Raw genomic sequence first — 23,499 nt, 5'->3', positions numbered from 1 at the left:
GGTTATGCGGCCTCCTGCTCATCTGACGGAGGAGGAACGTCGCCCTCGATGCCGTTCAGGAATCTGGTGATTTTGCTCTTGTGGTAGGGGAGCATCGTGATCTTGCGCTCGCCGCCTTGGAAAGGCTCTCGACCGGGCCAATGACCGTCATCAAGGCACTTGCGGATCGTGCGCAGCGCCCAGCGGATCATCGCCTCGCCGTGGTCAAGCTCGCTCGGTATTTCCTCGCCGCCGGGGAGAAGGATCGACTGATCGTTCATTTCGACGTGTGCCGTGTCGGGAATGTCGTCGTTCAGGACGTAGACCAGTACGAAGGTTTCGAACGGAATTTTCAGGAGCCGGCAGACCATGCGCGTCATTGCCGCCTGCAGGTAATAGCCCGCGTCGAAAATCTGGCGCTGCATGAAGTCCTCATCCAGACTGCCAATCGTTTTCAGGTCGGCAAATACGCCATCTGCGTTAGGCATCGCGTCGGGCCGAACCTTGAGCCAAATACCCGTCTCTGGGTCTTTCGCAGCCAGTGTGCGCTCTACGCGACCATTGAGGATGCCCTGCTGCACAAGCGGGTAGGTGGCGGCGTCGGCGCGGATACGCTCTATCGTCTCCATCTGCTTGCTCGTGAGGACCATTAGGCGCTTGTCCTTCTGCTCCTTCATGTAGTCGCGGCAGATGTTGGCGTTGTTGTTCCAAACCTTCATCACGCCTTTCTCATCCTGATATTTTTCAGGACGGATGACGAAGTTCTCTTCGAACACCTCGTCGCCCAGCAGCAGGCAGTGAGCGGCCTTGCCGAATATCAGAGCTTCGGTCGGGTCTTTCGGGTCAATACGATCCTTGTTCCAGTTCCATCGGCCCCAGAACTGCTTCGGGCTGCCGCCGTGGACCGGCAGAATTTCCTTGATGATCGACTTCGAAACAGCCGGGCCGTCGAACAAATCGCGGTCGTGGTGATAGCGCTCGATCGGAACATTCCGGTATGCGCCAGGCTGAGAGATAACGCCGCCGTCGAACAGGACTTCGCCCTTGACCGGCTTAACGCGCTTCAGGATTGCATCAATCGGGCTGGTGATGTGCTCGAATTGGTCTTTGTCTATAATCTTTTCCATATGGCAAAAACCTCCTGATTTTCCTTGAGGTAGCTTTCCAAAGCCAAGGCGCTGGCGAACATGAGTTGCGACGATATGAGAATGAGCAACACAAACTCAGCGATGTGGATTTTTCGGAAGTTGGAAGCGGCACGCTTATTGAGCGCTTCGATGTAGGCTTCGCGCTCATCCGCTTCTTGTGTGTTGGTGGTGGAGAAAGGGGGCATCAGGAACGGCCCTCGGCTTTGGCCAGAGCGCGCCGTGCAGACGCTTCGGCGTGCGTCCATGCATTTGTGTCCAAATGAGTTTGACCAGGCTCATAGAAAGCTAGGATCGAACGCAGCGACCGAAGAAGATCGTCGTAAGCGGGGAAGCACTTATCAAGCGTTTCACCCTTGGCCACTGTCGTAGTTCCGACAGCCGCATGCATTTCCATTTCAACGGCGGCAGCAGGTTCCGTCATCTCGTTCAGAACGAGCCATTCGAGCGACCATTCCAGAGCCATCTTCGAGGCAAAGCCGCCGGCGCTATCGTCTTCGGGCTTGTCGCCCTTGCGGATCATTGCGAACCACTGTTCCGCAGGGTTCGATGCGCCGTGATCAAGAACGTCGTATTTGACCGATTTTGCATTCGCGATGGTGCCGACGAGGCAGGCGCATTCGCCTTTATATGTCGATCCATCAACCCGGCCATCACGAAGCGCGGCGATCAGCGCAGGCACTTCATGGCGGTTCTGTGTGAGCGTCATCCAAAGATCGGCCTTGAAGCTTCGCAGGTCGGCGGAGCGCAGGTTGGCGTAGCTCAGGTCGGCGGAGCGCAGGTTGGCGTAGCGCAGGTCGGCGGAGCGCAGGTCGGCGGAGCGCAGGTCGGCGTAGCTCAGGTCGGCGGAGCGCAGGTCGGCGTAGCTCAGGTCGGCGGAGCGCAGGTTGGCGGAGCGCAGGTCGGCGGAGCGCAGGTCGGCGGAGCGCAGGTCGGCGGAGCGCAGGTCGGCGGAGCGCAGGTTGGCGTAGCGCAGGTTGGCGTAGCTCAGGTCGGCGGAGCGCAGGTCGGCCTTCGCTTCCAAAGCTGATAGAACGGCAAAGCGAAGCAAGATAGAGTTCGGCGTGTTTTCATCCGCATCTACATCCGCCGAGTAAAGGACCGTATCATCCCAACGATTTTTGATTTCAACTTTCATCATTTCATTCCCATCCCTTGTTTGAAGCCTTGGAGGCCGGTTATTGCGGTGAAAGACCGAACAGCCGTCGAATGCGTTTCTGTTCTCGGAGCCACTCGGACGACGCTTGGCGATGGGTGTATTTTTCGCCTTCGCAGATCGGACGCTTGGAAATCCGGTAGCCATCGCTTGTGAAGGTTGACCTCGGCACGATCAGGCTCCCGGTTTTGTTGCAGAGCTTGCATTTCGGCATGCCGAGCCTCACTCCGCCGCTTGCAGGTTGGCGCCGCGAACGAGAACAGCACCAAGACCAGACCGAGGCTTGAACATCGCAACATTGTCCCGGCGGATATCGTGGGCTTCGTCTGTGCCGAATACTCGGGCGTCGTAGATGGTGGCCTGACTGCGGCGTTCGTCGTTGACGCGCTCTGACCAAGGGCGGACATCGAACTCGTCGGAAATGTCCTGACCAACACGGCGCTTGAAGTCGTACAGATCGACGCTGATCACATCGCAGCGCTCGGAAACCGTCTCATCAATCAGCGACTGGATATCTGCCGCCGTGTAGAACTTGACCGGCGTCTCCAGCAGAACCGTATCGCCATCATTCCAGCGAACGGTGATGAGAAGCATTTCATCTTTTCCGATTGTGTAAGCTGGCTTGGTCATGATTTTCCCTCTGCTTTGGCTTCGAGCCGTTCGATGAGGTCGCGAGCGGGATCGGCACAATCGCCCTGAGCGTAGTAGGGCTCCATCTTGTCGATGAGGCTGTTGATCTCTTCGATGATTTCATCGACTTCGGCTGTGCTGAGAGTTACCTTGCGGTTGCGCCGGTCTTGGATGCGCTTGGCTTCTGCGGCTCTGCGAGCGCGCTCATCTTCCGCTTTTGCTTTGTGAGCGGCCCTGATCTTTGCCTTAATAGAATTTCCATACTCCTCGCCGTGAACGCTCGTTGCGTGGCACTTGAGGCCGCCAGCAGTTGACAGCACCCTCGTGCACATGTCGCAACGAAACTGGCCGCGCTCAGACCAATCGACATAGGCGTCGTCGCCATCTTCTCGATCATAATCGAGCATATCGTCGCCCCATGCTGCGTAGTCTGCCATTTGCTCATCCTCAGTGGTTGAGATCGAATTGGAGATCAGGCGTCGAGCGCCGTAAGGGATTCATCTACGAAGCGCTTCGCGGCCTTTAGACCGACGACGATGCACTCGTCACACATGTGAGTTTGACCCGGAGACGTGCCGCCGTTGCGCCACATTGAGACGCTGACCAGCAACTGCGGGATGGCTTCCCAGCGGCCTTCCTGAAGCGTGCGGTGATCGGCTATCTGAATGCACTCGACGCTATTGCCGAAGCTCTCCACGGGCTTTTGCGTTGGGCGACGTGGAGCGCCGCATAGGCAGCAGTGCAAAGACCGGTCCATCATGCCGCCACCGCCGCAGTGTAAACGGCGCGGGTGTAGGCGCACTTATTGAAATCAGAGCGGTACTGGCCGCCAACGCGCAGAACTTCATTTTCTGTTTCGGTGACGACGAGAGACGGAAGCTCTCGCTTCAGGTCGAAAACCATTTTGTTGGGAACGCGACCGTTGAACGAATACCAAGTCGCAACGAACTTCTTGCCTTCGACTTCAAGCTCGTACTGGTCGAACTGCTTTGCGTTCTTCCTGATCCAGTCCAGTGCGCTCATCGTCGTCATCTCCGGTTCTTGTGGTGGCAGCGAGATCGGCGGGGGATGCTTTGTCGCTGCTGATGATCAGAAATTACGGTACGACTGAAATTCAGTCAACACATAATTTCGCTTTGACTGAAAAATGTTTCCGGCGTAGGAATACGCCATGCTCAAAACCAATGACGACGGCCAGTCGGCCGCAGCCTTCTATGACAAGCGGCGCAAGTGGCTCGATTTCATCTGTGAGATGGACGCGCTATCGGATCGCGCCTTCCGCGTCGGATACTGGCTGGCGAAGCGCATGAACGGCGACGACCAGTCATGCTGGTACGGAATCAAGGAAATCGCAAAACGGCTCTCCATGTCCGAAGACAAGGTTTTGCGGGCGGTTGCGGAACTGGAGGGAGAGGGCGTCCTGATCGTGGTCAGAGAACACCGGAAGTCGAACGTGTATTACATCCGTCTGCCGTTCGAATAATCGCTTGGGTCGCAATTCTGCGGGTCAACTGGGTCGCAATTCTGCGGGTCCAATCTATAAAGCTGAATTTCTAAAGGGTTATTTGTTTATGAGGTTCTTGCTCTGAGGGGAGTAATAGGAAGGGTGGAGAGAAGGGAATCTCTTCCATTTCCGGAGCAAAAAGAAACCCGCCGGAGCGGGTCTCAAACTCCGGTCAACCCGAAGCGTATGAAGGCGAAAGTTGCGCCCATTATTGCGAGGACCATACTGATCAATTGCCAGGTAGTGGGCATGGCCGATAGGTGTCCCTTCATCTCGGCGATATCTTTCACAAGGGTTTTCAGATCTCCCTTGATCTCCTTCATATCGTCTTCAAGGCGTTTTACACGTGCTTCCAATTCCGGTCCTCCGGGCGGTTCGCCATTGCCACCATCATAGTGCGGAGCGAGGTCGACTACCATAGCCGAATCAAAACGAGAATATGGTGGCTCATTCTTAGAGTTCAATTCAGCCCTCCTGTATCTTTGTTGTAACCATCGGAAGGCTGTGTCCCCTGATGAACCCGCAATTTTCACATGTGAGTGATATCGTTGGGATAGCCGGCGCCGGTCCAAAAAATGCTTTGTTGGTAAATGGCGTAAAAGTCACTCGAGGAACGGTTGTACGCTTGGTCTTGTCGTTATCGAACGCCCAAGTCCTGTTCCCACACATTGGACAAGCGGCGTTCGGTGTTTGGTCTGCCACGTACGCGAGCGCATCCCTTAGCTCGTCGTCAGAGTATGGATGATCTTTTTCTTCGCTCACTGCTTCGTCACCTTGTCTCGTTTCAACCGGTCGGCCAGATCATCCAGTAGAGACGCCGGCCCGTTATCGCCTTTCTGATGCATGCGAGCCGCGATGCCCCGAAGGAACTCCTCGTATTCCTCCGCCCTGACAGCGCCAGAATCTTCCAGCGCTTTTACAAGCGCTATTATCGCCACGTTGTTTGCGACCTGCATGTGAGCGAGAATTTCTAGCAACTCGTCGTTGTCGGGACGGGACGGCCGAGCGCGCTTCATTTCGGCTTCCACTTCTTCCGCCGGTAGGCAACAGGTGCCTCAAGCTCCGCGTGAACTTTTCCCAGCGTCCGTAACCATGCTGTAAGCAGCGGCGGCGCTTCCACATCTCCTCGATCCAGAGCCTCGACATACGAGATATCGCATCCAAGAATTTCCGCGAGCTGGGGGAGCGTCCAGTGGATCGTCTTCAGCCAGAAGCGGAATTCTTCGGAGGTCATGTCTTTCCCTGATGCTCTTGAGGTGGCCTTATGGGTTCTATCGCCATCATGCCGCGCTCACGCCCGTGATTAGAATTTCCTAAAAATTATTAACTTCCCGAATCAATGGCTTGGTCTTGAATCTGGTTTCGCCCGCACCCGCCAACCTTGCATTAGTGAATTCTTTTGTTCACTATTGGTTCTTGGTATTGGGTGTTGGAGCAACCTATGTCTCGCATTTATGATCGGATCCGCAGAACATACTCATCTCGCAATGAAGAGATCATCGCGGGCCTGATCGAGTCCGCTGGAGCCGCCCACACACCAACCCCAGAAGTGGTTATTCGGAGGAAGGCCACAGAGATTTCGTCCATCATGGCGTCGATACACGGCGGCGACTGGCGGGTAGAGATTGATCACCAGTCTGGCTTTGTCCTGATTGCTCCTCGACCGGCTCGTGAGCAACGAACCTCCCGATGATATCGATCGCCAGCCCCAGTTGCGTGTGGTCCACCCCAAACGCTAGCAACGCCGAGCGCAGCGCGCGGGCCGCTCTTTCCGTATCCGCGTCTCTGCCCTCTTGAAGCGGATTGACAGCAATTAGCTCCCATGGCTCGCATCTGAGCGCAGGAGCAATGGCCTCAAGCGTAACCTGGCTGTAGCCCTGTTTCCCGTTCACAAGCTGATTGATTGATGAGGTCGCATAGCCGGCCTCTGCCGCAAGCTGTTCCTGCGTCATGTCGCGGTGCTTCATCCACTCCGAGATGAAGTGGCCCTTGCGCCCATTTTCCGTGTTCAGTTTCCGCCGTGTGCCCATTCTCAGAATGTCGCCCATCCAGAAAATGCATTCCATAGCGTTTGACTGAAACTTTTCGCTTGACTGAAATTCGTTTTGACTGAATATGGAGGGATGAAAAAGCTAATCGAGTTCTTCAAAGCAAATCGCGGGACGCAAAAGAAGCTGGCCGAGCATCTCGGTCTGCAGCCTTCGACGGTATCGCAATGGAAATCGGTTCCCCCGGAATACGTGCCGGAGGTGTCGGAGTTCACCGGGATTTCTCGTGAGGAACTCATCCCAGAAGTTTTCCGTCCGGCTCGTGACGTGCAGGCACCGGAGACGGCAGCATGAGCGTTGCGGAAGATATCCGACATACCGCTGCGAAGGCCACCTTTGACCTTGAGAGCCGTATTCAGTCTGGAGAGTTCAGTGATCCACAATCCTTCACCTTCAGCCAGACGCTTACTGAAACCTTCGTCAATGTTCTGGCTGCGGAACGGGAGCGTTGTGCGCTCGTCGTAGAGCATACCGACTTCATTGAACAGGCTACGGCACTGACCACTAAGACGGCGATCGCTTACTGGTCCGAGAAGTTCGGCAAGCTGATCCGGTCTGGCGCACCTGCACCAGTATGGCCAGACGTCAAAAACGGCGGTGGCGCATGACCTCCGCCCGTCTCGAAGCCTCCATTCAATCGCGCCGCGCCAATTTCCGCCCAGCGATCCGCTGCGACGAGTGCGATCACATCCTGTCGATTGCCGAGCAGATCGAACACTTCTGCGACCGCTGTAAGAAGCGGCCGGTCGAAATTCGTGAGGGGAATTGATCATGAAGAAGGTCACCAAGCAGAAGCCGATCGTCATCAATATGAAAACCCTTGAGGCTGAACTGATGGCCGAGGTTGCCCGCATCAACGATGAACGGGTGGCGGCATGACTGACCATGTCATTTTCAACGGTGGGGTGGCGTTTCTTGCGGCGGTAACTGTCCTCGTCATCCTGGCGCACTTCACTGTATCGGGGCGGAAGTGATGGCTGTGAAGAAACTGGCGCAACCGCCGTACCATCTAATTTCCAAAGTTAAGGATGATCGCGCATCAGAGGCGCTTGACGCCCTTTGCGTTGTCTATCCCGGAAGTCTTTCCGCAAAGCAGTTGATGAGGAGAGTTGACCCTAGTTGGCAGACTAATCGGGTCATCTCGTTCGCCTCGCTCTGCAATCAGTTCATCAAGATCAATCAGGTGCTCAAGGTCAAAGGCTGGCAGGCCGAACGGACCGATGGGACGCCTGATGCAAATTACTGGCTTTCGCCAATCGGCGGGTAGCTCCTTTCGTGTCCCGCGATCCTTCGATGGGTTCAACCTATCGAGGACGGCAACCGTGATCAGACAAACTTCGAACCACCACGAGACAATTAGGAAAATCGAAAACAGGGAAATGTCGATGAGTACCCTTGAAATGTTTTCTCCAGATATCGCGCGCGACTACGGGCGCAAGATGCTTGAGATTGAGACCCGAGGAAATGGCGATCAACTGAATGCGCTCGAGCGTGTAGCTCGCGAAGTGGGCATGAAGCCCCGCGCTCTCCGTCGCCTGATCAACGGGGAAACCATGCCGACGCTGACCGTGTTCGGCCGCCTTCGGGCTGGCTACCTCAATCTCTGCGAACGACGAATTAAACGCCTTCAGCACGATCTGGAGGTCGAAAAAGGGAGGTTCGGCAGTGATCCTTTTGCGGACATTGATGGAAGAATTTTGGCTCTGGCTGAGGAAGTGCGCAGAGCGAAGGAAGCAACGAAACGAGGATAGGAAAGGGAAGGGCGAATGACCGTAGGGCATAACTCAAAACTGACAGAGGCGGAAAGCCAAGCCCTATGGGGCCACCACACCCGGCAGCGCGTGAAGCTCTATCACGAGCAGCAGGAGCTGAAGGCCAAGGAGCAGAAATACAAGGCGGACGCCAAGAACGATGGCGTCTCCGAAAAGGATCTGAAGGATTTCATCGAACTGACCTTCACGACCGACAAGCAGAAGAAGATTGACGAGTTCGCCCGCCGGAAACGGATCATGATCAACTCAGGCCTGATCCCAGACGATCGGCAGGGCGACCTGCTTACCGACCGCGTCGGCAAACTCCCGATGATTTACGCCGAAGGATTCCAGGCTGGCCTTGCCGCACTGGACCGGGTGTCCAAGCAGAACGGGGGCAGCGACGAGGATCGCGAATGGCTCCGCGGGTATGACGACGCACAGAAGGTTATGCTCGAAAACCTGCAGGCGGCGATGGAAAAGCGCAACGCCAACAAGAGCAAGGAGGAGCCGCCGGCAACCGGCGATGACCCCTTCACCATCAATCAAGACGACTGATCTCCCCGGCCAGCAAGCTCCTCCCAAGCGCTGGCCCAACTAACCCGGTGCGAGAATGTAAAGCGGACCCCGCACCGGGTTCTTTCTTCCACGAGGTGAACATGATTTTGGTTTCATGCCCCACTTGCGGCAACCACATGGGCGAATTGCCAGAGCCTTCAAAGGTCAAACAGCACCTGTCTCCGCTAGAAGCCAAAGCGTTTGAGACGCTGCTTGCATCAGGCATCGACGGATTGAACCGGATAGACCTTTCCATAGCCATTCACGGCCAGAAGGAAGGCATAGAGGACAATCGCCTCAAGCAGACCGCATCGATCATTTCAGACGTTCGTAAGCGCATTGAGCCATACGGCTATCACATCCAGCGTCTGCGCACCCACGGCGACAATCAGGCCTACCGTGTCGTTCCTCTGGAGGTAACGCCATGACACTCATCCTTGGCTTCGACCCCAGCAAAAGCACCGGATGGGCTTTGTTCAGCCCAGAGCGCGAGCGTGAAGACGGCAACTTCTCCCATATCGAGTGTGGCGTGTTTCAGATGCCCGATAAGGCCGACCACTATTACACCAGCGACCAGATCGGCATGAAGGTGGCAAACCTTCTCCGCGGCATCAAGGAGCGTCACAAGCGCCTTCCTGACTTCGCCGTGCTGGAGCAGCAGATCCTCGCCAAGGTTGCCAACACCAGCGCCGACGCCATGATCTATCCGTGGATCGCATCCAGCTCGATCGTCGCCACGCTGGCCAACTTCGGCATTCCCTACGGCACGCTGATGCCTTCCTCCTGGCGAAAGTCTTTCTTCGGCCAAGGCTTCAAGCCGCCACTCGATAAGAAGGGCAAAAACGACTGGAAGGCTGCAGCCGTCGACCTCTGTGAGCAGCGGGGCATTGAACTGCCCAAACAGAAGGCACTCGCCCACAACGCCGCTGAGGCCTGCGCCTTGGCCATATGCTGGGGCATTCGCGACATGAACCTTCACGCCGGCCGCTACCAGCAGCCGTGGATGAACCTTATCCAGCAGCGCAATGATCGTGGGGTGGCGGCATGAACGCTCCGTCAGCACGCGGCCTGTTCCGCGCCACCGGCAAGAAGAGCAAGCCTGTTCCTGTCAAGCTTCTCGATGGCACTTACACAAAGATTGAAGCTATGGAGCGGGAGGAAAACGAGTTCTACCCGACGCCCATCGAACCCATTCGCGCAGTCATCCATGCCGAAATGGAACGCCTGAAGGATTTCCCAATCATTTGGGGGCCAGCCTGCGGCACTGGCGTCATTGGCAACGAACTCCGCGCTCATGGAATCGGCACATATGACAGCGACCTGATCGACAGAGGCTGCGGTGCGGAAATCAAAGACTTCTACGATTTCAAGGAAGCGCCAGCGCAAGCCATTCTGGAGAACCCACCGTTCGCTGAGTGCGGATGGGGCAACGGCAAGGCCCGATGGCTCTATCACGCTCTGGATACGCTCGGTGTCGAATACATGGGCTTGCTCATGAATTGGGGATTCCCAGGAGCCGGAGGCCTTGCGCCTTTCTGGGCGAAATACCCGCCAGCCCGCGTCTACCTCATGCGCTGGAAGATTGATTTCACGGGGCAAGGAGCGCCGCCGATGCTCAACGGCTGGTTCATCTGGGACAAGAAGCAAGAAGGCGAAACGGTCCTGCGAATGCTTGATCGTAAAGACGCAAGGCAGGGGGAGATGTTTCCATGAGCGGCCCCGTTGATCGCAAACAGTTTGACCGCATCACCGAGCAAGACGCATTCGAGGCGGAGCAGGTTTTTCTTGCCTGCATGTTCGCCAATAATGCCTTGATCGCTGAAAGCGGGATAGAGCCGGAAGACTTCTCCGAAGAGTATCACCAGATGCTTTTCAGGGAGGCGCAGGAACTGGCCAGCACCGGGCAGCCGGTCAACGCCATTTCCATCAAGCCGCACATCCCGAAGGTCATGAGGACCGAGAAGAAGGACGAAAACGGCTTCGGCATCGATATCATCACCGCCGAATACAACACCGGCCTGATGAGCATGGGCTTCGATGTCTCCACCTTGGGACGGCTGGAATCGTCCATCCACATCATCAAGGGCGCATCGCTTTCCCGGCTGCTGGCGCGTGAAGCTGATATAGCCGCAGAAATCGCCAAGGAAGGCCATACGCTCCTCACACTGGACGAGGAGATCGAGCAGCTTGAAAAGAGGCTCAAGGAGCGCCGTCAGCGTCTTTCCGCACTCAAGGCCAGCGCAGCCCCCGGATCGTCGTATCTGGCCAAATTTGAGGCCTCTGCACGCCGCGATGGCGTGGTGGGTGTCCCGATAGCGCTGAGAGAAATCCAGAGCGTGCTTTCTGAGCCAGCTTTCGAGGCAGGAAACCTCTACGGCCTCCTTTCTTCCTCTGGCGAGGGTAAGTCGTCTCTGACGATGCAGCTCATCTATCACGCCGTCGAGTGTGGCCACCCTGTCCTGTTTCTCTCCTATGACCAGTCTGCAGACCAGTGCATCAGCCAGATGATTGCCCAGGTGCACGGCATCTCGATGAAGAAGCAGCGCGAGCCAATGCGTCTGATGAAAGAAGAAGAGCGCGACACTTGCGTTAGGTTCGCGACGGACATCAACAATCGCCCGCTGGAGATCATCCGCTGTCAGCGTGAGGGCGTGGAAAAGCTCGTAGCCTATGCCCGCCGGTTCGTTAAGCGCTATGCCAACGGCAAGACGCCGTTCATCGTGATCGACCACATCGGCAAGGTGAAGCCACGCGACCCGAAGCTTTCACCTGATCGCATCTCCGGCGAGGTTACGGTCGAGCTAAAGGCTTTGGCCTATGAGACACAGTCGGCGGTCCTGATCCTGAACCAGCGCAACGGTCTGGGCTCCAAACGCGACAATCCCCGGCCGATCGCAGCCGACCTTTATGGCGGGGAGGGCGCACGCGCTGACTACGACGCCGTGATGACCCTGTACCGGCCGGAGAAATACAAGAAGGAGCGGGAGAGGGTGGCCGCCACCCCCAGCGACTGGAAGACGATCAACGCTGTCTTCGGATCCGACGTCGATGGTGTGGCCGAATTGGCCTCCATCAAAGTTCGCTTCGGTGATCCCACTATTCAGGAAATCGTGCACTTCGAGGCCGAGTTCACCCGGTACATCTCGCCCAAGCCGAAGCGCAATCAAGGGGAGATGTTCTGATGACCCACCCCATCCAATGGAACGGCTCAAGCACCAGCTTTGGACCTGAATATGCCAGAGCGCAGAATAGCAGGAGGCTGGTGTGAATGTGGCTTTACTCGGATCAATGGGCGGCAGGCTTCTTCGACGGGGAAGGATGCATACAAATCGAGCCTCGCAAAAGTGGCCACGGCACGAGCTACTACGTCAATATCCAGGTGACGCAAAACGATCGCCGCCCTCTGGACGAGTTGCAGAAACGATGGGGCGGAAACGTCACTGGTGCGTGCCGTCGCGCTACCGATCGTTGCTTCCGTTGGCGAATGAGTTCGACGGGCGCAGCCGTGTTCCTAACTGCAATGCTTCCTTATCTCCTAGTGAAGCGAGAGCGCGCGCTGCTGGCGTTGGAAATGCGCGATTTGATGGGGTCGAAAGGCATCCCGGCTACGGACGCACAGAGGGCCGCGAGGTCGTACATCTATGAACGCTTTAGAGAGACCTTCGTATGACATGGCTCTATGTCCCGAACATCTCAACCTCATCTCCATCTGCACAGGTGGATTCGGCCTTGATCTCGGCGTCGAGCTGGCAGTTCCAGGCGCTAGAACAGTCTGCATGGTCGAGAGGGAAGCCTTCGCGGTCGCGCAATTGGTATCAGCAATGGAAGCGGGCCATATGGCTGCAGCGCCTATTTGGAGCGATGCCAGAACCTTCAATGGCCGAGCATGGCGTGGAGCGGTTGACGGCCTCATTGGGGGCATCCCGTGCCAGCCTCACAGTCTCGCCGGACGCAAGCAAGGGCAGAACGACGAACGCGACCTCTGGTCTGACGCTCGCCGCATCATCGTCCAGTCGGGCGCGTGGTTCGTCCTCATCGAAAACGTCTCCGGCATGCTCTCGGCGGGGGCTGACGAAATCGCTGGCGCAGAGCGGGTTTGCCGAGACCTTCATAAGCTTGGCTTCTCGGTGGAGGGAGGATTGTTCACGGCGTCAGAAGTTGGCGCGCCGCACCAAAGAGAGCGTGTCTTCATCCTCGCAGTGGCGGACTCCGACCGACGACAGCAGCCGCGGCGGGCCGCAGAACCCAGAGAAGAGGTTGGCAGGTGGGCACAGGCTCAACCTTCAGGATCAGGTTCAAGGGATTTCGGAGCTTTGGTACACGCCGAACGTACCGAACGGCGGCCGCACTCTATCCGCGGACACGAGCCCGACCGGAAAGACCGCGGATGGAGTGAAGCGTCAGGTGGGATTGGAGAACCAGGCGAACTGGTGGGCTACTCCGCAGGCTCGGGATCACTTCCCTCCTCACACCCCAGAATACATCGCATCCAAGAAGGCCGAGGGGCATGGGATGGGCAATCTGAACGATCAGGCCGACCAATGGATGACGCCTCGATCGAACGAAGTGGGCCAGTACCAATACAGCCGCGGCGACAAGGAAAAGCCAGTGCCGACGTTGACGGGACAGGCGCTCGACATGGAAGCGTATCAAACCTCGAACACATGGCCGACGCCTACAGCAATGAACCGGCCGCGTTCAGACGAAACGCTAGAGAAGTGCAGGACACGCCGGAAGGAGAAGGCCGGACAGAATACCGTTCCGCTCTATCTGGGAGACTTGGCCTCCCGGATTTCCCTCCCGGGCCAGGAGATGCCGAAGGATGGCGAGACGTCCTCGTCCGAGCGCCGGAGCTTGAACCCGCTTTTCGTAGAGTGGCTGATGGGGTGGCCTCCCGGATGGACATTGCTCGCGTGGACCGACTTCGGATGCTCGGCAATGGAGTTGTCCCACTGGAAGCAGGGTATGCGCTCCGCACTCTTATCACTCGGCTTGCCGCAAGAGGCTCCGCCGGCGCAGCTCGCCTTGTTCGGATGATGGAAGGAACGGAAGCATGAACGAAAGCGCAGCAAAAGCCGTCCCGACCGGCAATGAATACGAGGCCCATTACCGGCCCGTGTGGGCGGCGTCATTCCGCATCGTGAAGAACCGCGGACAGATTGCAAAGTTCTCGACGGAGCTTGCCGCCGAGGTCGCTGCATGGCGTGTCCTGTACTCTGTAGAGCAGCGAGTGATGAGACGCGACGGCGCTCTGGTGTTTGCAGCCAAAGCATCAGCCGATGCGCATTTCAATCTCGCACCCACCGTCAAAGCCAAGGGCAGCAATAAGCGAACCATTGTCGAGAAGGCACGACGCAAGGGCAAAGAGATCAGCGTGGAAAGGATTCCGGCATGAAGCGACCAAACGTATACCTCGACCTTGATGGCGTCATGGCTGACTTCGACGCTCATTTCCCGGCCCTGTTCGGTGTCGATCACCGCACGATGCTTGATGACGACATGTGGGAGACAATCAATGCCCACCCCTCATACTTCCGAGACATGCCGCAGTGCCCCGGCGCCAAAGAATTCTTCGACCGGATATCTTGGCTGAACCCGATCATCCTGACGGCTTGCCCCAAGTCCAACTATGCCCACGTAGCGCGCCAGAAGCGCGAATGGGTGAGGGAACACCTGTCCAGCACCTGCCACATCCTCCCGGTCATGGGCGGCCGCAACAAGCCTCTGTTCATGCACTCGCGCGGTGACATCCTGATCGATGACTTCGAGCGCAACATCAAGGCATGGTGCGAGGAGGGCGGGTTCGGCATCCACCACACTGATTTCGAAACGTCTCGCGATCTGCTGGAGCGGGAAATGGTGAGGAGTTCGGCAGCATGAACCGGATAGTCATCAATATGGACCCGCAAGGCCTGTTCACGGTCTACAGCGACGAGCCGGTAGAGTTCTTCGTGGTTTGCGACCACACGCCCAATGATCGCGTCTACCAGATGGAGGTCGAGACAGGCGTGGAGAAGGTGCAGCAGCAGCTTGGCGCCGATCCGGTAGGCCACAAGCACGACAGCCACGATCTGGGCAGCGGGCACGGTCCGCGCAAGCCGCCGTCGAAGCGGAAGCTGGAGGTGGTGAAATGATGGCTGCTTTCATCGCGTTTTTTATCATCATGGCCGTGTGCGTGGTTCTCAGCTTTTGGGCGCGGGTAGAAATCGACCGGTCGAAGGAGTTTGACCGTCTAGCCAGCTCGTTCATCAATCTCCATTTCAAGGCAATTGGCTTCAAAGGGAAAGCCACCGTTGTCAGAGGACGTGCCTCAATTGATAGCGAGGACGCAGCATGAACCACCATGTCACGTTAACCCCATCGCAAAGAGCATGGCACGAAGCTGCAAAGGCCAGAGAGGCGGATAGAGTGCGGAAGGCAATGCGGTTGAAATCCGTTGCGCCAGCGCCGAAGGCTATAGAGATGCCAAAGCCACGATTGGTTCAGGTCGCGCCAGAAGGCCAAATCATCCCGCTGCATTTCACCACCTTCAAATCCCTCTGCATCGCATGGGTTGGCGAATACTGCCCATATGCCGGAGGATCGGTGGAGATAGCGCGCGATAGGAGCATGACAGAGATTGCCATGGCATTGCTGAAACGCTTCCCCGGTGTCTCTATGGCCGAAGTTAAAGGCGTGTCCCGCGCTCGCCGGATAGTGTTCCCGAGGCAGGTGATTATCCACGCGATAAAGACGGAGAGGCCGAACCTTTCATTCCCGCAGGTCGGTAACTGGATGGGGCATCGCGACCACACGACGGCGCTTCATTCCTGCAACAAAATCCAAGCGATGATCGACAACGGCACATTCGACGACGAGATGGAGAACTGGCAGGCGCTTCACGGCGGAAAGGCGAGGGCGGAATGATCGATCCACGCGTCTTCACCATCTGCGAGGAATACGGTCTGCGCATTGTGGACGGCCGGTCATATCCTGGCATTCGGGAGACGCGGGCGGTCCATACCCTTCACAGGGTTTTAGAGGCAAAAGGGGAGGATCATTTCCGCCTCGTGTTGTCCACAGTGGCAGAAACGAATAATAATCAGGGATACATCGACAAGCACCTCATATTCGCCGTCAGTGACCTTGTGGAGCAGTTTCACGCTTTGATCGAGGCAAGGACATCAGAGTGGCTGGAATGCTTTGACGAGGCTCCTGTGGGCGAATTGCAGGTAGTAGCAAAGACGGTTCACCATCAGCGTTATGCCCTTGTCGGCATGCTGGCGGAACGAGTGGTGCGTAGGTTCGGCCCGAACGCAGGACAGGGCGATCTCTTTGACGAAAGGCGAGTGGCATGAACAGAGAGCAAATCGCGAACCTATTTATCCGTGCGGCTTTCGTGGATACGAAGTTGCCGATTAACGCTAGGCCGAAGCGGCTTAAGGGTGCGTCCCTACCGTTCTTCCATACCGAGGCTGACGTAAACGGCCGGCGTGTGACGGGCATCAGCCATGGCAAGGAACGGGAAAACCTGCTGCCTGGTGATGATCCTTTGGCAGAATGGCGCACAGCGTTCATTCAAGGTCTCGAAGATCGCATCAGCAGAAACGATGTGCGTCTGTGGGAGGTGGCAAACGACCTGATGACGCTTGTTGCCGACGAAGGAAACCGGCGCGCGCTTTGGGCATGGGCAAAGTCGAAGGTTGGAACGCTCGAGGCTTATCGCCATGTGGTTCGGCAGAGCAAGAAGTTCGGCCAGATGAAGGTGTACAAGAAGACCGATAAAGACGTATCGTTTGCCGCATGGTGTCGGTCGGAAGGCATTCACGAGATGACAGGATCACGCCGCAAAAACAGAGCGATTGACGTTTTGGAACAGTACCTTGTTCGGGGGAGTTCATCCAATGTCGAAACTGGCGGTTTTGGGGTGTTGCCTGTTGGGCCTGTTTTCGAGCATATTTCAGTCAACATCGAAACAGACGCGCCGGTCAATAAAGGCAAGACTTTTGAGCGAGACGCAGACACCGTTTTCGCGAAAGACAGCGTAGTCTTCGACTGGCGAGAATATCGGAATGAGGAAAGACGACGCCGTGCGGCTCGAAAGCGCGAGGCGGCATAAAGATCGCTACGGCGATAGACGGTAGCCCTCGGGCCGGTCAACCACCTTGCCGCGCTGGTGCACACAGCGGCATAACCGTGGCGATGGGATAGTCGCTGGAGCCGTCAGAAATTAGCCCAATAGGGCAACGGAATACCGAGTGTGCGTGTCGTAGCGGCGTTGGAGACGTCCATCACGTGTGGGATTGCCACTCGGTTCGGAATCGGGAGCAGCATGGCGTGGGCCGTGGAATGCCGAAAGGCGTCCTCTCCCGATACTCATCAGGAAGTAGTGGCTGGCACCATGCCGGCGGATTATGTGGTGTGCGGTTGGTTTCCTCCACGGCCAGTATCCAAACTCCGCCTTCCTGACCAATTCATATCGTCAGTGAGAGCCGAGAAGGCGAAGCGACGATAGCAGCGCAGGAAAGTTACGGATCGGAGAGCCTGCGCCTCGTTGATGATCCAGCCATTCACCAGCCCCGCCCGTAACAAGGTGGGGCTGCAGTCGTTTCAGGAGATGAGTATGCGCGTGCTTGTCTGCGGCGGAAGAGATTACAGCGACCTGACGCAACTGTTTTGGGCGCTCGATAACATCCAGCCCTCCGTCATCATTAACGGCGGTGCTTTGGGCGCTGATGCTCTCGCCCGCCGGTATGCAGAGAAACGCGGTATTGAGGTCGAGACATATCAGGCAGACTGGCAAGCTTACGGGAAAGCGGCCGGTCCAATTCGAAACCGCAAGATGCTGAATGAGGGCAAACCTGATCTTGTCGTTGCTTTCCCCGGAGGCCGTGGGACGGCTGATATGGTCCGCCGCGCACAGGTGGCAGGCATCACCGTCAAGCACGTTGCGGCCGACGCCTAACCCCATTCGCCCGCCCACATGGAGAGAGCGATGACCGAAGCCTCACTTCATGATCTCTTGCCGATGGCTGATGCGGAAATCGTCAAGGCCGCAGCGCCATTCCACGCGGCTGTTCAGGGGATAGATTGGCAACCGTCGGTTTGGAGTGACGAGGACGAGGTCGCTTTCGAGTGGATACGAGATGGGAAGCACGCAGTCGTCAGCTTCTACGGTGATGGCTCATACGGCTATGCAATGCTTGTGGGTTGCCGTTTTGTCCCTGGCGCAATTGATATGCCGCCTCCCGGCGGCGTCCCGCATGATCTTGCTGCGTATCTGGCCACCCCATGACCACCACCGAGCAAGAGCGGGAGAGGGTTAGCGCGGTCCGTAAACCTGCGCATTCTCGATCATCTTCATGACGTCCTCGTAGGTGTCAGAGACCCCATACTGGAGCGCCCCTGTTCCAGACGGTACCGCCGTTTGAATAAGGGTATCTCGATCCGATGGCTGCACGGAAACAATGTGCGCTACATTGATGGAAATCTTTTTGCTGGTGCTGGTTCGCTTGACGTGAATGAAAGCCACGATGGTTCTCCTTGGTTGATGCGGGGATTGAGCCACAGCGGCACAGATTTGCAAAGGGAGAGGGCAAGCCCATCCACAGGGGCCGGGATGCTAGCTCAGTCGCCCAAGCAAGTGTCGCAAAGCGGATACTTCGGATCGGAAACCAAATAGGACTTCACAGGCGTTGCGCAGCTTAGGCAGACGGTGTCGCACTCGCTCAGGTACTCCTGATGCAGCGCATCCTGATATGCTTCGTCGCGCTTTTTCATCGCATCGCCGCGCCGGTTCAGTTCGGCGGCTATCTCGTCTTTGCTAAACCCGCTCATCCAATCCCCCAAGGTTACCCATGCCCAATTTAATGAAAGCACAGCGGCCGGGCGGCGCGCAATAGACATGACAGCCGACGATGCCCGCGAGCAAGCCTGCACCCGGTTCCTGGAACCAACCAACGCGGCATACATCGGCAAGATAAACGACAACGGCGATATCAGGTCAGCTCTGTTTGACGACGAGGGCGAGCCGCTGGCGATCGGTAGCGAAATGACGCTCCGCCAGGTCGCGATGACAAATGGCTTCGTGGTTGTATCCAGACATTGACCGTATTCGCCCACAGGAGCCTACTGATGCGTTGGATCATCAATCTTGGTCTACTGGCTGCTGTGGTGCTCTTCGCGCTGTGGCGCCCGTCTGACGCAAAGCAGGTCGCATATCTTCCGAGGCTAGACAGGCCGTCTGAAACCGTCGCGATGATCAAGCCGAACCGGCCATGCATCGTGGATCGAGCGCCAGTCGTCATTCAGTGGCAGGTGGTCGACCAGAACGGCAAGCGCAAGACTGCAGGGTATCTGGTTATCCAGCGGGGGTGCGTGAGATGAGGGCGGACCTCAACTTTGAATATTAATCAAACCGGAAATCAAACATGCGCGGTGGCAAACGAGAAGGCTCTGGCAGGCCCAAGGGAGCCCGTACAGTGCGAACGACTAAGGTTGCTGAACGGGAGCACAAGAACGGCATAACTCCTCTGGAGGTCATGCTGAAGGCGATGCGCGCGCATGTCGATAAGAACGATTTGGACGCGGCAGCCTCGATCGCAAAGGACGCGGCGCCTTACATGCACGCCAAGCTTGCCAGTGTACAGCATACCGGTCGGGGCGGCGGACCCATCCAGACAGTCGATCTCACCAACGCATCGGAAGAACAGCTGAATGCACTCGAAGCAGTCTTTGGCCCGCTTGCCGGATCCGGCGACGATGATGAGGGCGATACGAGCGGAGAGGGCGAGACGTAACGCCGAAGCCGAGCGTGAGCGGATTGCAAAGGATGCCGAGCGTATCCGGGCACGATGCCGGACGCTGGAAGGCTTCATAGAAGAGTTCTGGCCTGTCCTCGAGCCGAAGAAGCAGCTGAAGTTCGGATGGGCCTTGCGGGCCATGTGCAAGCATCTGGAGGCCGTCACTGCCGGTGACATCCAGTTTCTGATGATGACCGTGCCGCCGGGCATGATGAAGTCGTTGGTGCTGGTATTCTGGACCGCATGGGAATGGGGACCGCTTGAGCGACCTGATATCCAGGTTCTCGCCACCTCATACAGCCAGCCAAACGTGCTGCGCGACAACATGAAGCTTCGCCGGCTGGTGGAGAGCGATAAGTTCCAGATGCTCTGGCCTCTGAAGCTTCGCGACGATCAGAACGCCAAGGGCAAGTTCGAAAACATGGGGAGCGGATTCAGCGAGGCCCGACCATTCAGTTCCATGACCGGTGGTCGCGGCGACCGGGTAAAGATCGATGACCCGCATTCGACCGAAACGGCAGAAAGCGATACCGAGAGGCAGACGGCAGTCCGTATCTTCCGAGAGGGCATATCGGACCGCCTGAACGATGTGACGACTTCGGCCATTGTCATCATCATGCAGCGATTGCATGAGCAGGACGTGGCCGGTGTGGCGCTACAGCTAGATATCGGCTTCGTACATCTCAACCTGCCGATGGAGTTTGAGCCGGAGCGGAAGTGCCAGACATACGTCAAGGGCGAACTGTTCTTCGAAGACCCGCGCACCGAAGACGGCGAACTGCTGTTCCCCGAGAGGTTCCCGGCCGAGGAGATCGAACGGCTCAAGCGGGCAAAGGGTTCATACGCATACTCGGGACAGTACCAGCAGCGGCCAGCGCCGCGCTCTGGGGGTATGTTCCAGCGTGGTGACTTCGAGATCGTGGATGCGGTGCCGGCCGGTGCCAAGCGGTGCAGGGCATGGGACTTTGCAGCCACGCAACCGAAACCCGGTAAGCAGCCAGATTGGACTGTTGGGCTGCGCATGGCCTACCACGGCGGCATCTTCTACGTGGAAGACGTCCGGCGCGATCGGTGGTCGCCTGCTGATGTTGAGAGGAACCTGAAAAGCACAGCCACTCAAGACGGTTTGCTGGTTCGTATCAGGATGCCAGAAGACCCCGGCGCCGCCGGAAAGTCGGATGCAGCAACGAAGCTGAAATTGCTTGCTGGCTACAATGTCACGGCGATCAGGCCCACGGGCGAGAAGTCGGTACGCGCAAAGCCAGCATCAGCGCAGGCCGAAGCGGGCAACGTCAAGCTTGTCCGAGGTGTGTGGAATGAGACCTTCCTCGATGAGGTTTGCTCGTTCCCGAACGCCCAGCACGATGACCAGGTGGATGCCTTCGCGGATGCTCTGAATGAGTTGGCGCTGGGCTCGACCTATACCCTCGCAAACGTCGGATAACCTATGGCATGCAGTTCATGTGAAAAGCGCCTGCAGATGCTTGCCGAAGCTAAGAAGCGTGATGGCCTGAAGGGTGTCGTCAAGGAACTGCCAAACATCATCCGGGACACAGTGAAGAACCCGCCAAACATCAGGAAGCACAAATGGGTGAAGTGATCAAGATGAGGGCGAATGACAGCCTGCGGTCTGTCGTCACCGGCCTTGGCGACCCGATGCGCGACAAGATGGCGATGACGACCTACGGCTTCCAGATGCTGGATGAGCTGCAGATCGCCAATATCTACCGGTCCAACTGGATGGGCCGCAAAGCCGTAGATATCCCGGCGCTGGACGCTGTTCGCAAGGGCAGGGACTGGCAGGCAGAGCAAGACCAGATCGAGCTTATAGAGGCTGAGCAGAACCGTCTCGGGTTCTGGAAGAAGCTGCTTGATGTGCTGATCAAGGCCCGCCTATGGGGTGGCGCTGCGCTGTATATCGGTACAGGCGACACGAACCTTGCCTTGCCACTAGACCCCACGCGCATCGGCAAGGGCGGGATCAAGTATCTTACGGTGATGAGCCGCCGCGATCTGGCGGCCGGTGAAATTGACCAGGACGTGATGTCCGAGTTCTATGGCAAGCCTTCCTATTACGAGGTTACGGGGAACAGCGCCAATTCCATGGTGCGCATCCATCCTTCGCGCTTTGCGATCTTCATCGGTGCAGATCAGGCTGATTCGTTCCTGAACGGCGGCATCAATCAGGGCTGGGGCGATAGCGTTCTCGAATCTGTGTATTCGGCCATGAAGAACGCCGATGCGACGGCTGCAAACATTGCCTCTCTGGTGTTTGAGGCCAATGTCGACGTGTTCCGCATCCCGGAATTCATGAGCAGCCTGTCTGACCCGGAATATTCGAAGCGGTTGATGGATCGCTTCATGCTGGCCGCGACGGCCAAGGGCATCAACCGCGCTCTGCTGCTGGACAAGGAAGAAGAATACGAACGGAAGACGATATCCTTCGCCACGCTCCCCGATGTCATGCAGTCGTTCTTGCAGCAATTCTGCGGCGCTGCCGATATCCCGATGACGCGGTTCCTTGGCACGGCTCCATCCGGTCTTGGTTCGAACGGCGATCACAGCATGGCCAACTACCATGACCGGGTCGCATCGAGCCAGACGCTGGAGATCACGCCGGCGCTTTACCGCCTCGATGAGTGCCTGATCCGCTCTGCGCTCGGCAGCCGCCCGCCTGAGATATTCTACACATGGGCGCCGCTCGAGCAGATGAGCGAAAAGGAACTGGCAGAGATCGGCAAGATTAATGCCGAGACCGCCGAAATCCTTGGACGCACGGGTATTTTCACATCGACTGAGCTCCGGGCGGTCGTCGGCAATCAGTTGGTCGAGAGCGGATTCTATCCTGGGCTTGATCAGGCAATGGACGATACTGGCAAGGACTTCGACCCCGATCTCGGAGGTGACGACACCGAAGAAGAGGTGGTCCCGCCACGAGAAGAACCGGCTGACTGATGCGCAAATACCGCATCACCTCAATAGCCAAAAAGCCGAAAGGCACCATCGTTGAACTGCCGGTGATCGAACCCAGGCTATCGGCAGAGAAGGAATACTACTCAGCGCTGCGGTCCATGCTCTCTCAGATGGCCACGGAGACGCGCGAAAGCGTTATCCCGCTGTATCAGGCGGAACGGGAACGAGAACGCGCCCAGCGTGCCTTTGTGGCCGATGCTGACCGGTCTTGGTTCACTCGGCTGCAATCTCTGTCAGTCGCATTGCAGCGGGTGGCGTCGGAAACGGCAAACCGCATCCTCGATCTTGAGGCAAAGCGGCACACTGAAACGTTCATGGCCACGGCAAAGCGGTCTCTGGGCATCGACCTGCGGGCGGTAGTCACTCAGGAAGACTTGGCCGAGTACCTGCAAACGAAGGCGGCCGAGAACGCAGCATTGATCCAGAACCTGTCGGAAGACATGGTGAAGCGGATCGAAACGACCGTCTATCAGAACAGTATCGCGGGCAACTCTGTGACAACGCTGCGCAAGCAGTTGACGGAGCAGTTCGGTATTGCTGACCGGCGGGCAAAGCTTATCGCCACGGACCAGACCAACAAGCTTAACAGCGATCTGAACCGGATACGTCAGCAGCAGGCGGGCGTGACGTCCTATCGCTGGATGACCAGCCATGACGAGCGGGTCAGGGAGCTGCACAGGCGGCTTGACGGCAAGACTTACAAGTGGGGGCAGGCGACAGGGGCAGAGGGCGGTCTGCCGCCGGGACAGCCTATTCGTTGTCGCTGTGTGGCGCGGGGGATTGTCGAATTCTAAGCAGCTCCTCCAGTTGCTCTGTGCCGACCCTGTTCTCTTCCACATAGACCACTTCGGTGGTCGTGACAGCCTCGCTGAGACGGCGAACCTCAAGCGTCAACTCCGCAATCTTGGAGTTTTGCTCAAGCATCAACTGGCGCAGGGCTTTGTACTGTTCGTCCGTCATGCGGCGATCTAACC

Annotated in this window: 43 protein-coding genes and 1 pseudogene; 30 read left to right on the top strand and 14 right to left on the bottom strand. The window is 57.4% G+C overall.

Annotation, left to right across the window (positions count from 1 at the left end):
• Window positions 1–2 precede the first annotated feature (2 nt).
• From ACQZ5N_RS03420 to ACQZ5N_RS03390, 7 genes are all read right to left on the bottom strand, one after another.
• Complete coding sequence (locus tag ACQZ5N_RS03420; protein ID WP_448732082.1) at window positions 3–1,106, bottom strand: PD-(D/E)XK nuclease-like domain-containing protein; 1,104 nt, start codon at window positions 1,104–1,106, stop codon at window positions 3–5.
• A complete protein-coding gene (locus ACQZ5N_RS03415) occupies window positions 1,091–1,312 on the bottom strand; it encodes a hypothetical protein (protein WP_448732081.1) in 222 nt (73 codons plus the stop codon). Before ACQZ5N_RS03415 ends, ACQZ5N_RS03420 begins: the two co-directional genes overlap by 16 nt.
• The gene (locus ACQZ5N_RS03410; RefSeq protein ID WP_448732080.1) at window positions 1,312–2,265 is read right to left on the bottom strand and encodes a pentapeptide repeat-containing protein; all 954 of its coding nucleotides are present in this window, start codon (window positions 2,263–2,265) and stop codon (window positions 1,312–1,314) included. The genes ACQZ5N_RS03415 and ACQZ5N_RS03410 overlap by 1 nt, the downstream gene beginning before the upstream one ends.
• Window positions 2,266–2,502: 237 nt before the next feature.
• Window positions 2,503–2,910, bottom strand: a complete 408-nt coding sequence (locus ACQZ5N_RS03405) for a hypothetical protein (protein WP_448732079.1) — start codon at window positions 2,908–2,910, stop codon at window positions 2,503–2,505.
• Window positions 2,907–3,347, bottom strand: a complete 441-nt coding sequence (locus tag ACQZ5N_RS03400) for a C2H2-type zinc finger protein (protein WP_448732078.1) — start codon at window positions 3,345–3,347, stop codon at window positions 2,907–2,909. Before ACQZ5N_RS03400 ends, ACQZ5N_RS03405 begins: the two co-directional genes overlap by 4 nt.
• Window positions 3,348–3,382: 35 nt before the next feature.
• Window positions 3,383–3,607 carry a hypothetical protein gene (locus ACQZ5N_RS03395; protein ID WP_448732077.1) on the bottom strand — a complete coding sequence of 75 codons (225 nt, stop codon included), beginning with the start codon at window positions 3,605–3,607 and terminating at the stop codon, window positions 3,383–3,385.
• A gap of 59 nt (window positions 3,608–3,666) precedes the next feature.
• Entirely contained in the window at window positions 3,667–3,933 is a 267-nt protein-coding gene (locus ACQZ5N_RS03390) for a hypothetical protein (RefSeq protein WP_448732076.1), read from the bottom strand.
• A gap of 148 nt (window positions 3,934–4,081) precedes the next feature.
• Here ACQZ5N_RS03390 and ACQZ5N_RS03385 point away from each other — a divergent pair, with 148 nt between their 5' ends.
• Window positions 4,082–4,393 carry a helix-turn-helix domain-containing protein gene (locus tag ACQZ5N_RS03385; RefSeq protein ID WP_448732075.1) on the top strand — a complete coding sequence of 104 codons (312 nt, stop codon included), beginning with the start codon at window positions 4,082–4,084 and terminating at the stop codon, window positions 4,391–4,393.
• A gap of 182 nt (window positions 4,394–4,575) precedes the next feature.
• On the opposite strand, the gene ACQZ5N_RS03380 is transcribed toward ACQZ5N_RS03385, so the two are convergent.
• The 4 genes from ACQZ5N_RS03380 to ACQZ5N_RS03365 form a co-directional block, all read right to left on the bottom strand.
• The gene (locus tag ACQZ5N_RS03380) at window positions 4,576–4,878 is read right to left on the bottom strand and encodes a hypothetical protein (protein ID WP_448732074.1); all 303 of its coding nucleotides are present in this window, start codon (window positions 4,876–4,878) and stop codon (window positions 4,576–4,578) included.
• Between the two features lie 294 nt (window positions 4,879–5,172).
• Window positions 5,173–5,430 (bottom strand): hypothetical protein, encoded by a 258-nt coding sequence (locus ACQZ5N_RS03375; protein ID WP_448732073.1) that lies wholly within the window; start codon window positions 5,428–5,430, stop codon window positions 5,173–5,175.
• Entirely contained in the window at window positions 5,427–5,648 is a 222-nt protein-coding gene (locus ACQZ5N_RS03370; protein WP_448732072.1) for a hypothetical protein, read from the bottom strand. Before ACQZ5N_RS03370 ends, ACQZ5N_RS03375 begins: the two co-directional genes overlap by 4 nt.
• Window positions 5,649–6,000: 352 nt before the next feature.
• On the bottom strand, window positions 6,001–6,462 hold the full coding sequence (locus ACQZ5N_RS03365) for a helix-turn-helix domain-containing protein (RefSeq protein WP_448732071.1): 462 nt from the start codon (window positions 6,460–6,462) through the stop codon (window positions 6,001–6,003).
• A 75-nt stretch (window positions 6,463–6,537) separates the two neighbouring features.
• Here ACQZ5N_RS03365 and ACQZ5N_RS03360 point away from each other — a divergent pair, with 75 nt between their 5' ends.
• The 22 genes and pseudogenes from ACQZ5N_RS03360 (at window position 6,538) to ACQZ5N_RS03255 (ending at window position 18,045) form a co-directional block, all read left to right on the top strand.
• A complete protein-coding gene (locus tag ACQZ5N_RS03360; RefSeq protein ID WP_448732070.1) occupies window positions 6,538–6,756 on the top strand; it encodes a transcriptional regulator in 219 nt (72 codons plus the stop codon).
• Window positions 6,753–7,070, top strand: coding sequence for a hypothetical protein (locus ACQZ5N_RS03355; protein ID WP_448732069.1), 318 nt, complete (start codon window positions 6,753–6,755; stop codon window positions 7,068–7,070). Before ACQZ5N_RS03360 ends, ACQZ5N_RS03355 begins: the two co-directional genes overlap by 4 nt.
• Entirely contained in the window at window positions 7,067–7,231 is a 165-nt protein-coding gene (locus ACQZ5N_RS03350; protein WP_448732068.1) for a hypothetical protein, read from the top strand. Before ACQZ5N_RS03355 ends, ACQZ5N_RS03350 begins: the two co-directional genes overlap by 4 nt.
• A 204-nt stretch (window positions 7,232–7,435) precedes the next feature.
• Window positions 7,436–7,729 (top strand): hypothetical protein, encoded by a 294-nt coding sequence (locus ACQZ5N_RS03345; protein WP_448732067.1) that lies wholly within the window; start codon window positions 7,436–7,438, stop codon window positions 7,727–7,729.
• 118 nt (window positions 7,730–7,847) lie between these two features.
• Entirely contained in the window at window positions 7,848–8,213 is a 366-nt protein-coding gene (locus ACQZ5N_RS03340; RefSeq protein WP_448732066.1) for a hypothetical protein, read from the top strand.
• Between the two features lie 15 nt (window positions 8,214–8,228).
• Window positions 8,229–8,771: a hypothetical protein gene (locus ACQZ5N_RS03335; protein ID WP_448732065.1), complete on the top strand. Its 543-nt coding sequence runs from the start codon at window positions 8,229–8,231 to the stop codon at window positions 8,769–8,771.
• A 101-nt stretch (window positions 8,772–8,872) separates the two neighbouring features.
• The gene (locus ACQZ5N_RS03330; RefSeq protein ID WP_448732064.1) at window positions 8,873–9,199 is read left to right on the top strand and encodes a hypothetical protein; all 327 of its coding nucleotides are present in this window, start codon (window positions 8,873–8,875) and stop codon (window positions 9,197–9,199) included.
• Window positions 9,196–9,819 (top strand): hypothetical protein, encoded by a 624-nt coding sequence (locus ACQZ5N_RS03325; RefSeq protein ID WP_448732063.1) that lies wholly within the window; start codon window positions 9,196–9,198, stop codon window positions 9,817–9,819. The genes ACQZ5N_RS03330 and ACQZ5N_RS03325 overlap by 4 nt, the downstream gene beginning before the upstream one ends.
• On the top strand, window positions 9,816–10,484 hold the full coding sequence (locus ACQZ5N_RS03320) for a hypothetical protein (RefSeq protein ID WP_448732062.1): 669 nt from the start codon (window positions 9,816–9,818) through the stop codon (window positions 10,482–10,484). Before ACQZ5N_RS03325 ends, ACQZ5N_RS03320 begins: the two co-directional genes overlap by 4 nt.
• Entirely contained in the window at window positions 10,481–11,953 is a 1,473-nt protein-coding gene (locus tag ACQZ5N_RS03315) for a replicative DNA helicase (protein WP_448732061.1), read from the top strand. The genes ACQZ5N_RS03320 and ACQZ5N_RS03315 overlap by 4 nt, the downstream gene beginning before the upstream one ends.
• Before the next feature lie 86 nt (window positions 11,954–12,039).
• A complete protein-coding gene (locus ACQZ5N_RS03310) occupies window positions 12,040–12,441 on the top strand; it encodes an LAGLIDADG family homing endonuclease (RefSeq protein WP_448732060.1) in 402 nt (133 codons plus the stop codon).
• Window positions 12,413–12,928, top strand: a pseudogene (locus ACQZ5N_RS03305) (DNA cytosine methyltransferase); the annotation flags it as partial. The gene ACQZ5N_RS03310 and the pseudogene ACQZ5N_RS03305, both read left to right, overlap by 29 nt.
• 1 nt (window position 12,929) lies before the next feature.
• The gene (locus ACQZ5N_RS03300; protein ID WP_448732107.1) at window positions 12,930–13,808 is read left to right on the top strand and encodes a hypothetical protein; all 879 of its coding nucleotides are present in this window, start codon (window positions 12,930–12,932) and stop codon (window positions 13,806–13,808) included.
• Window positions 13,809–13,824: 16 nt separating this feature from the next.
• On the top strand, window positions 13,825–14,166 hold the full coding sequence (locus tag ACQZ5N_RS03295) for a hypothetical protein (protein ID WP_448732059.1): 342 nt from the start codon (window positions 13,825–13,827) through the stop codon (window positions 14,164–14,166).
• The gene (locus tag ACQZ5N_RS03290; RefSeq protein ID WP_448732058.1) at window positions 14,163–14,651 is read left to right on the top strand and encodes a 5' nucleotidase, NT5C type; all 489 of its coding nucleotides are present in this window, start codon (window positions 14,163–14,165) and stop codon (window positions 14,649–14,651) included. The genes ACQZ5N_RS03295 and ACQZ5N_RS03290 overlap by 4 nt, the downstream gene beginning before the upstream one ends.
• Window positions 14,648–14,905 (top strand): hypothetical protein, encoded by a 258-nt coding sequence (locus ACQZ5N_RS03285; protein WP_448732057.1) that lies wholly within the window; start codon window positions 14,648–14,650, stop codon window positions 14,903–14,905. Before ACQZ5N_RS03290 ends, ACQZ5N_RS03285 begins: the two co-directional genes overlap by 4 nt.
• Window positions 14,902–15,108 carry a hypothetical protein gene (locus ACQZ5N_RS03280; protein ID WP_448732056.1) on the top strand — a complete coding sequence of 69 codons (207 nt, stop codon included), beginning with the start codon at window positions 14,902–14,904 and terminating at the stop codon, window positions 15,106–15,108. The genes ACQZ5N_RS03285 and ACQZ5N_RS03280 overlap by 4 nt, the downstream gene beginning before the upstream one ends.
• Window positions 15,105–15,677, top strand: a complete 573-nt coding sequence (locus ACQZ5N_RS03275; protein WP_448732055.1) for a helix-turn-helix domain-containing protein — start codon at window positions 15,105–15,107, stop codon at window positions 15,675–15,677. The genes ACQZ5N_RS03280 and ACQZ5N_RS03275 overlap by 4 nt, the downstream gene beginning before the upstream one ends.
• Complete coding sequence (locus tag ACQZ5N_RS03270) at window positions 15,674–16,108, top strand: hypothetical protein (RefSeq protein ID WP_174005550.1); 435 nt, start codon at window positions 15,674–15,676, stop codon at window positions 16,106–16,108. Before ACQZ5N_RS03275 ends, ACQZ5N_RS03270 begins: the two co-directional genes overlap by 4 nt.
• Window positions 16,105–16,869: a hypothetical protein gene (locus ACQZ5N_RS03265; RefSeq protein ID WP_448732054.1), complete on the top strand. Its 765-nt coding sequence runs from the start codon at window positions 16,105–16,107 to the stop codon at window positions 16,867–16,869. The genes ACQZ5N_RS03270 and ACQZ5N_RS03265 overlap by 4 nt, the downstream gene beginning before the upstream one ends.
• 504 nt (window positions 16,870–17,373) lie before the next feature.
• Window positions 17,374–17,715 (top strand): DUF2493 domain-containing protein, encoded by a 342-nt coding sequence (locus tag ACQZ5N_RS03260; protein ID WP_448732053.1) that lies wholly within the window; start codon window positions 17,374–17,376, stop codon window positions 17,713–17,715.
• A 30-nt stretch (window positions 17,716–17,745) separates the two neighbouring features.
• Window positions 17,746–18,045 (top strand): hypothetical protein, encoded by a 300-nt coding sequence (locus ACQZ5N_RS03255; RefSeq protein ID WP_448732052.1) that lies wholly within the window; start codon window positions 17,746–17,748, stop codon window positions 18,043–18,045.
• Between the two features lie 27 nt (window positions 18,046–18,072).
• On the opposite strand, the gene ACQZ5N_RS03250 is transcribed toward ACQZ5N_RS03255, so the two are convergent.
• Window positions 18,073–18,282: a hypothetical protein gene (locus ACQZ5N_RS03250; protein ID WP_448732051.1), complete on the bottom strand. Its 210-nt coding sequence runs from the start codon at window positions 18,280–18,282 to the stop codon at window positions 18,073–18,075.
• A gap of 95 nt (window positions 18,283–18,377) precedes the next feature.
• Window positions 18,378–18,587, bottom strand: coding sequence for a hypothetical protein (locus ACQZ5N_RS03245; protein WP_448732050.1), 210 nt, complete (start codon window positions 18,585–18,587; stop codon window positions 18,378–18,380).
• A 67-nt stretch (window positions 18,588–18,654) separates the two neighbouring features.
• Between ACQZ5N_RS03245 and ACQZ5N_RS03240 the strand changes: the two genes are divergently transcribed.
• The 7 genes from ACQZ5N_RS03240 to ACQZ5N_RS03210 all read left to right on the top strand — a co-directional run bounded on the left by ACQZ5N_RS03240 (window position 18,655) and on the right by ACQZ5N_RS03210 (window position 23,319).
• A complete protein-coding gene (locus ACQZ5N_RS03240) occupies window positions 18,655–18,858 on the top strand; it encodes a hypothetical protein (protein ID WP_448732049.1) in 204 nt (67 codons plus the stop codon).
• A gap of 26 nt (window positions 18,859–18,884) precedes the next feature.
• Window positions 18,885–19,136, top strand: a complete 252-nt coding sequence (locus ACQZ5N_RS03235) for a hypothetical protein (RefSeq protein ID WP_448732048.1) — start codon at window positions 18,885–18,887, stop codon at window positions 19,134–19,136.
• 95 nt (window positions 19,137–19,231) lie between these two features.
• Window positions 19,232–19,549, top strand: coding sequence for a hypothetical protein (locus ACQZ5N_RS03230; RefSeq protein ID WP_223566923.1), 318 nt, complete (start codon window positions 19,232–19,234; stop codon window positions 19,547–19,549).
• The gene (terL, locus tag ACQZ5N_RS03225) at window positions 19,467–20,996 is read left to right on the top strand and encodes a phage terminase large subunit (RefSeq protein ID WP_448732047.1); all 1,530 of its coding nucleotides are present in this window, start codon (window positions 19,467–19,469) and stop codon (window positions 20,994–20,996) included. Before ACQZ5N_RS03230 ends, terL begins: the two co-directional genes overlap by 83 nt.
• Before the next feature lie 3 nt (window positions 20,997–20,999).
• Window positions 21,000–21,152 (top strand): hypothetical protein, encoded by a 153-nt coding sequence (locus ACQZ5N_RS03220; protein WP_448732046.1) that lies wholly within the window; start codon window positions 21,000–21,002, stop codon window positions 21,150–21,152.
• Complete coding sequence (locus ACQZ5N_RS03215) at window positions 21,140–22,507, top strand: DUF1073 domain-containing protein (RefSeq protein WP_448732045.1); 1,368 nt, start codon at window positions 21,140–21,142, stop codon at window positions 22,505–22,507. The genes ACQZ5N_RS03220 and ACQZ5N_RS03215 overlap by 13 nt, the downstream gene beginning before the upstream one ends.
• On the top strand, window positions 22,507–23,319 hold the full coding sequence (locus ACQZ5N_RS03210; protein ID WP_448732044.1) for a phage head morphogenesis protein: 813 nt from the start codon (window positions 22,507–22,509) through the stop codon (window positions 23,317–23,319). The genes ACQZ5N_RS03215 and ACQZ5N_RS03210 overlap by 1 nt, the downstream gene beginning before the upstream one ends.
• On the opposite strand, the gene ACQZ5N_RS03205 is transcribed toward ACQZ5N_RS03210, so the two are convergent.
• On the bottom strand, window positions 23,276–23,485 hold the full coding sequence (locus tag ACQZ5N_RS03205) for a hypothetical protein (RefSeq protein WP_448732043.1): 210 nt from the start codon (window positions 23,483–23,485) through the stop codon (window positions 23,276–23,278). The two genes, ACQZ5N_RS03210 and ACQZ5N_RS03205, sit on opposite strands and share 44 nt — an antisense overlap.
• Window positions 23,486–23,499 lie beyond the last annotated feature (14 nt).

The organism is Agrobacterium sp. 22-221-1, assembly GCF_053522445.1.
The sequence above is the reverse complement of the archived record's forward strand: the minus strand, read 5'-3'. Positions and strand labels throughout refer to the sequence as shown.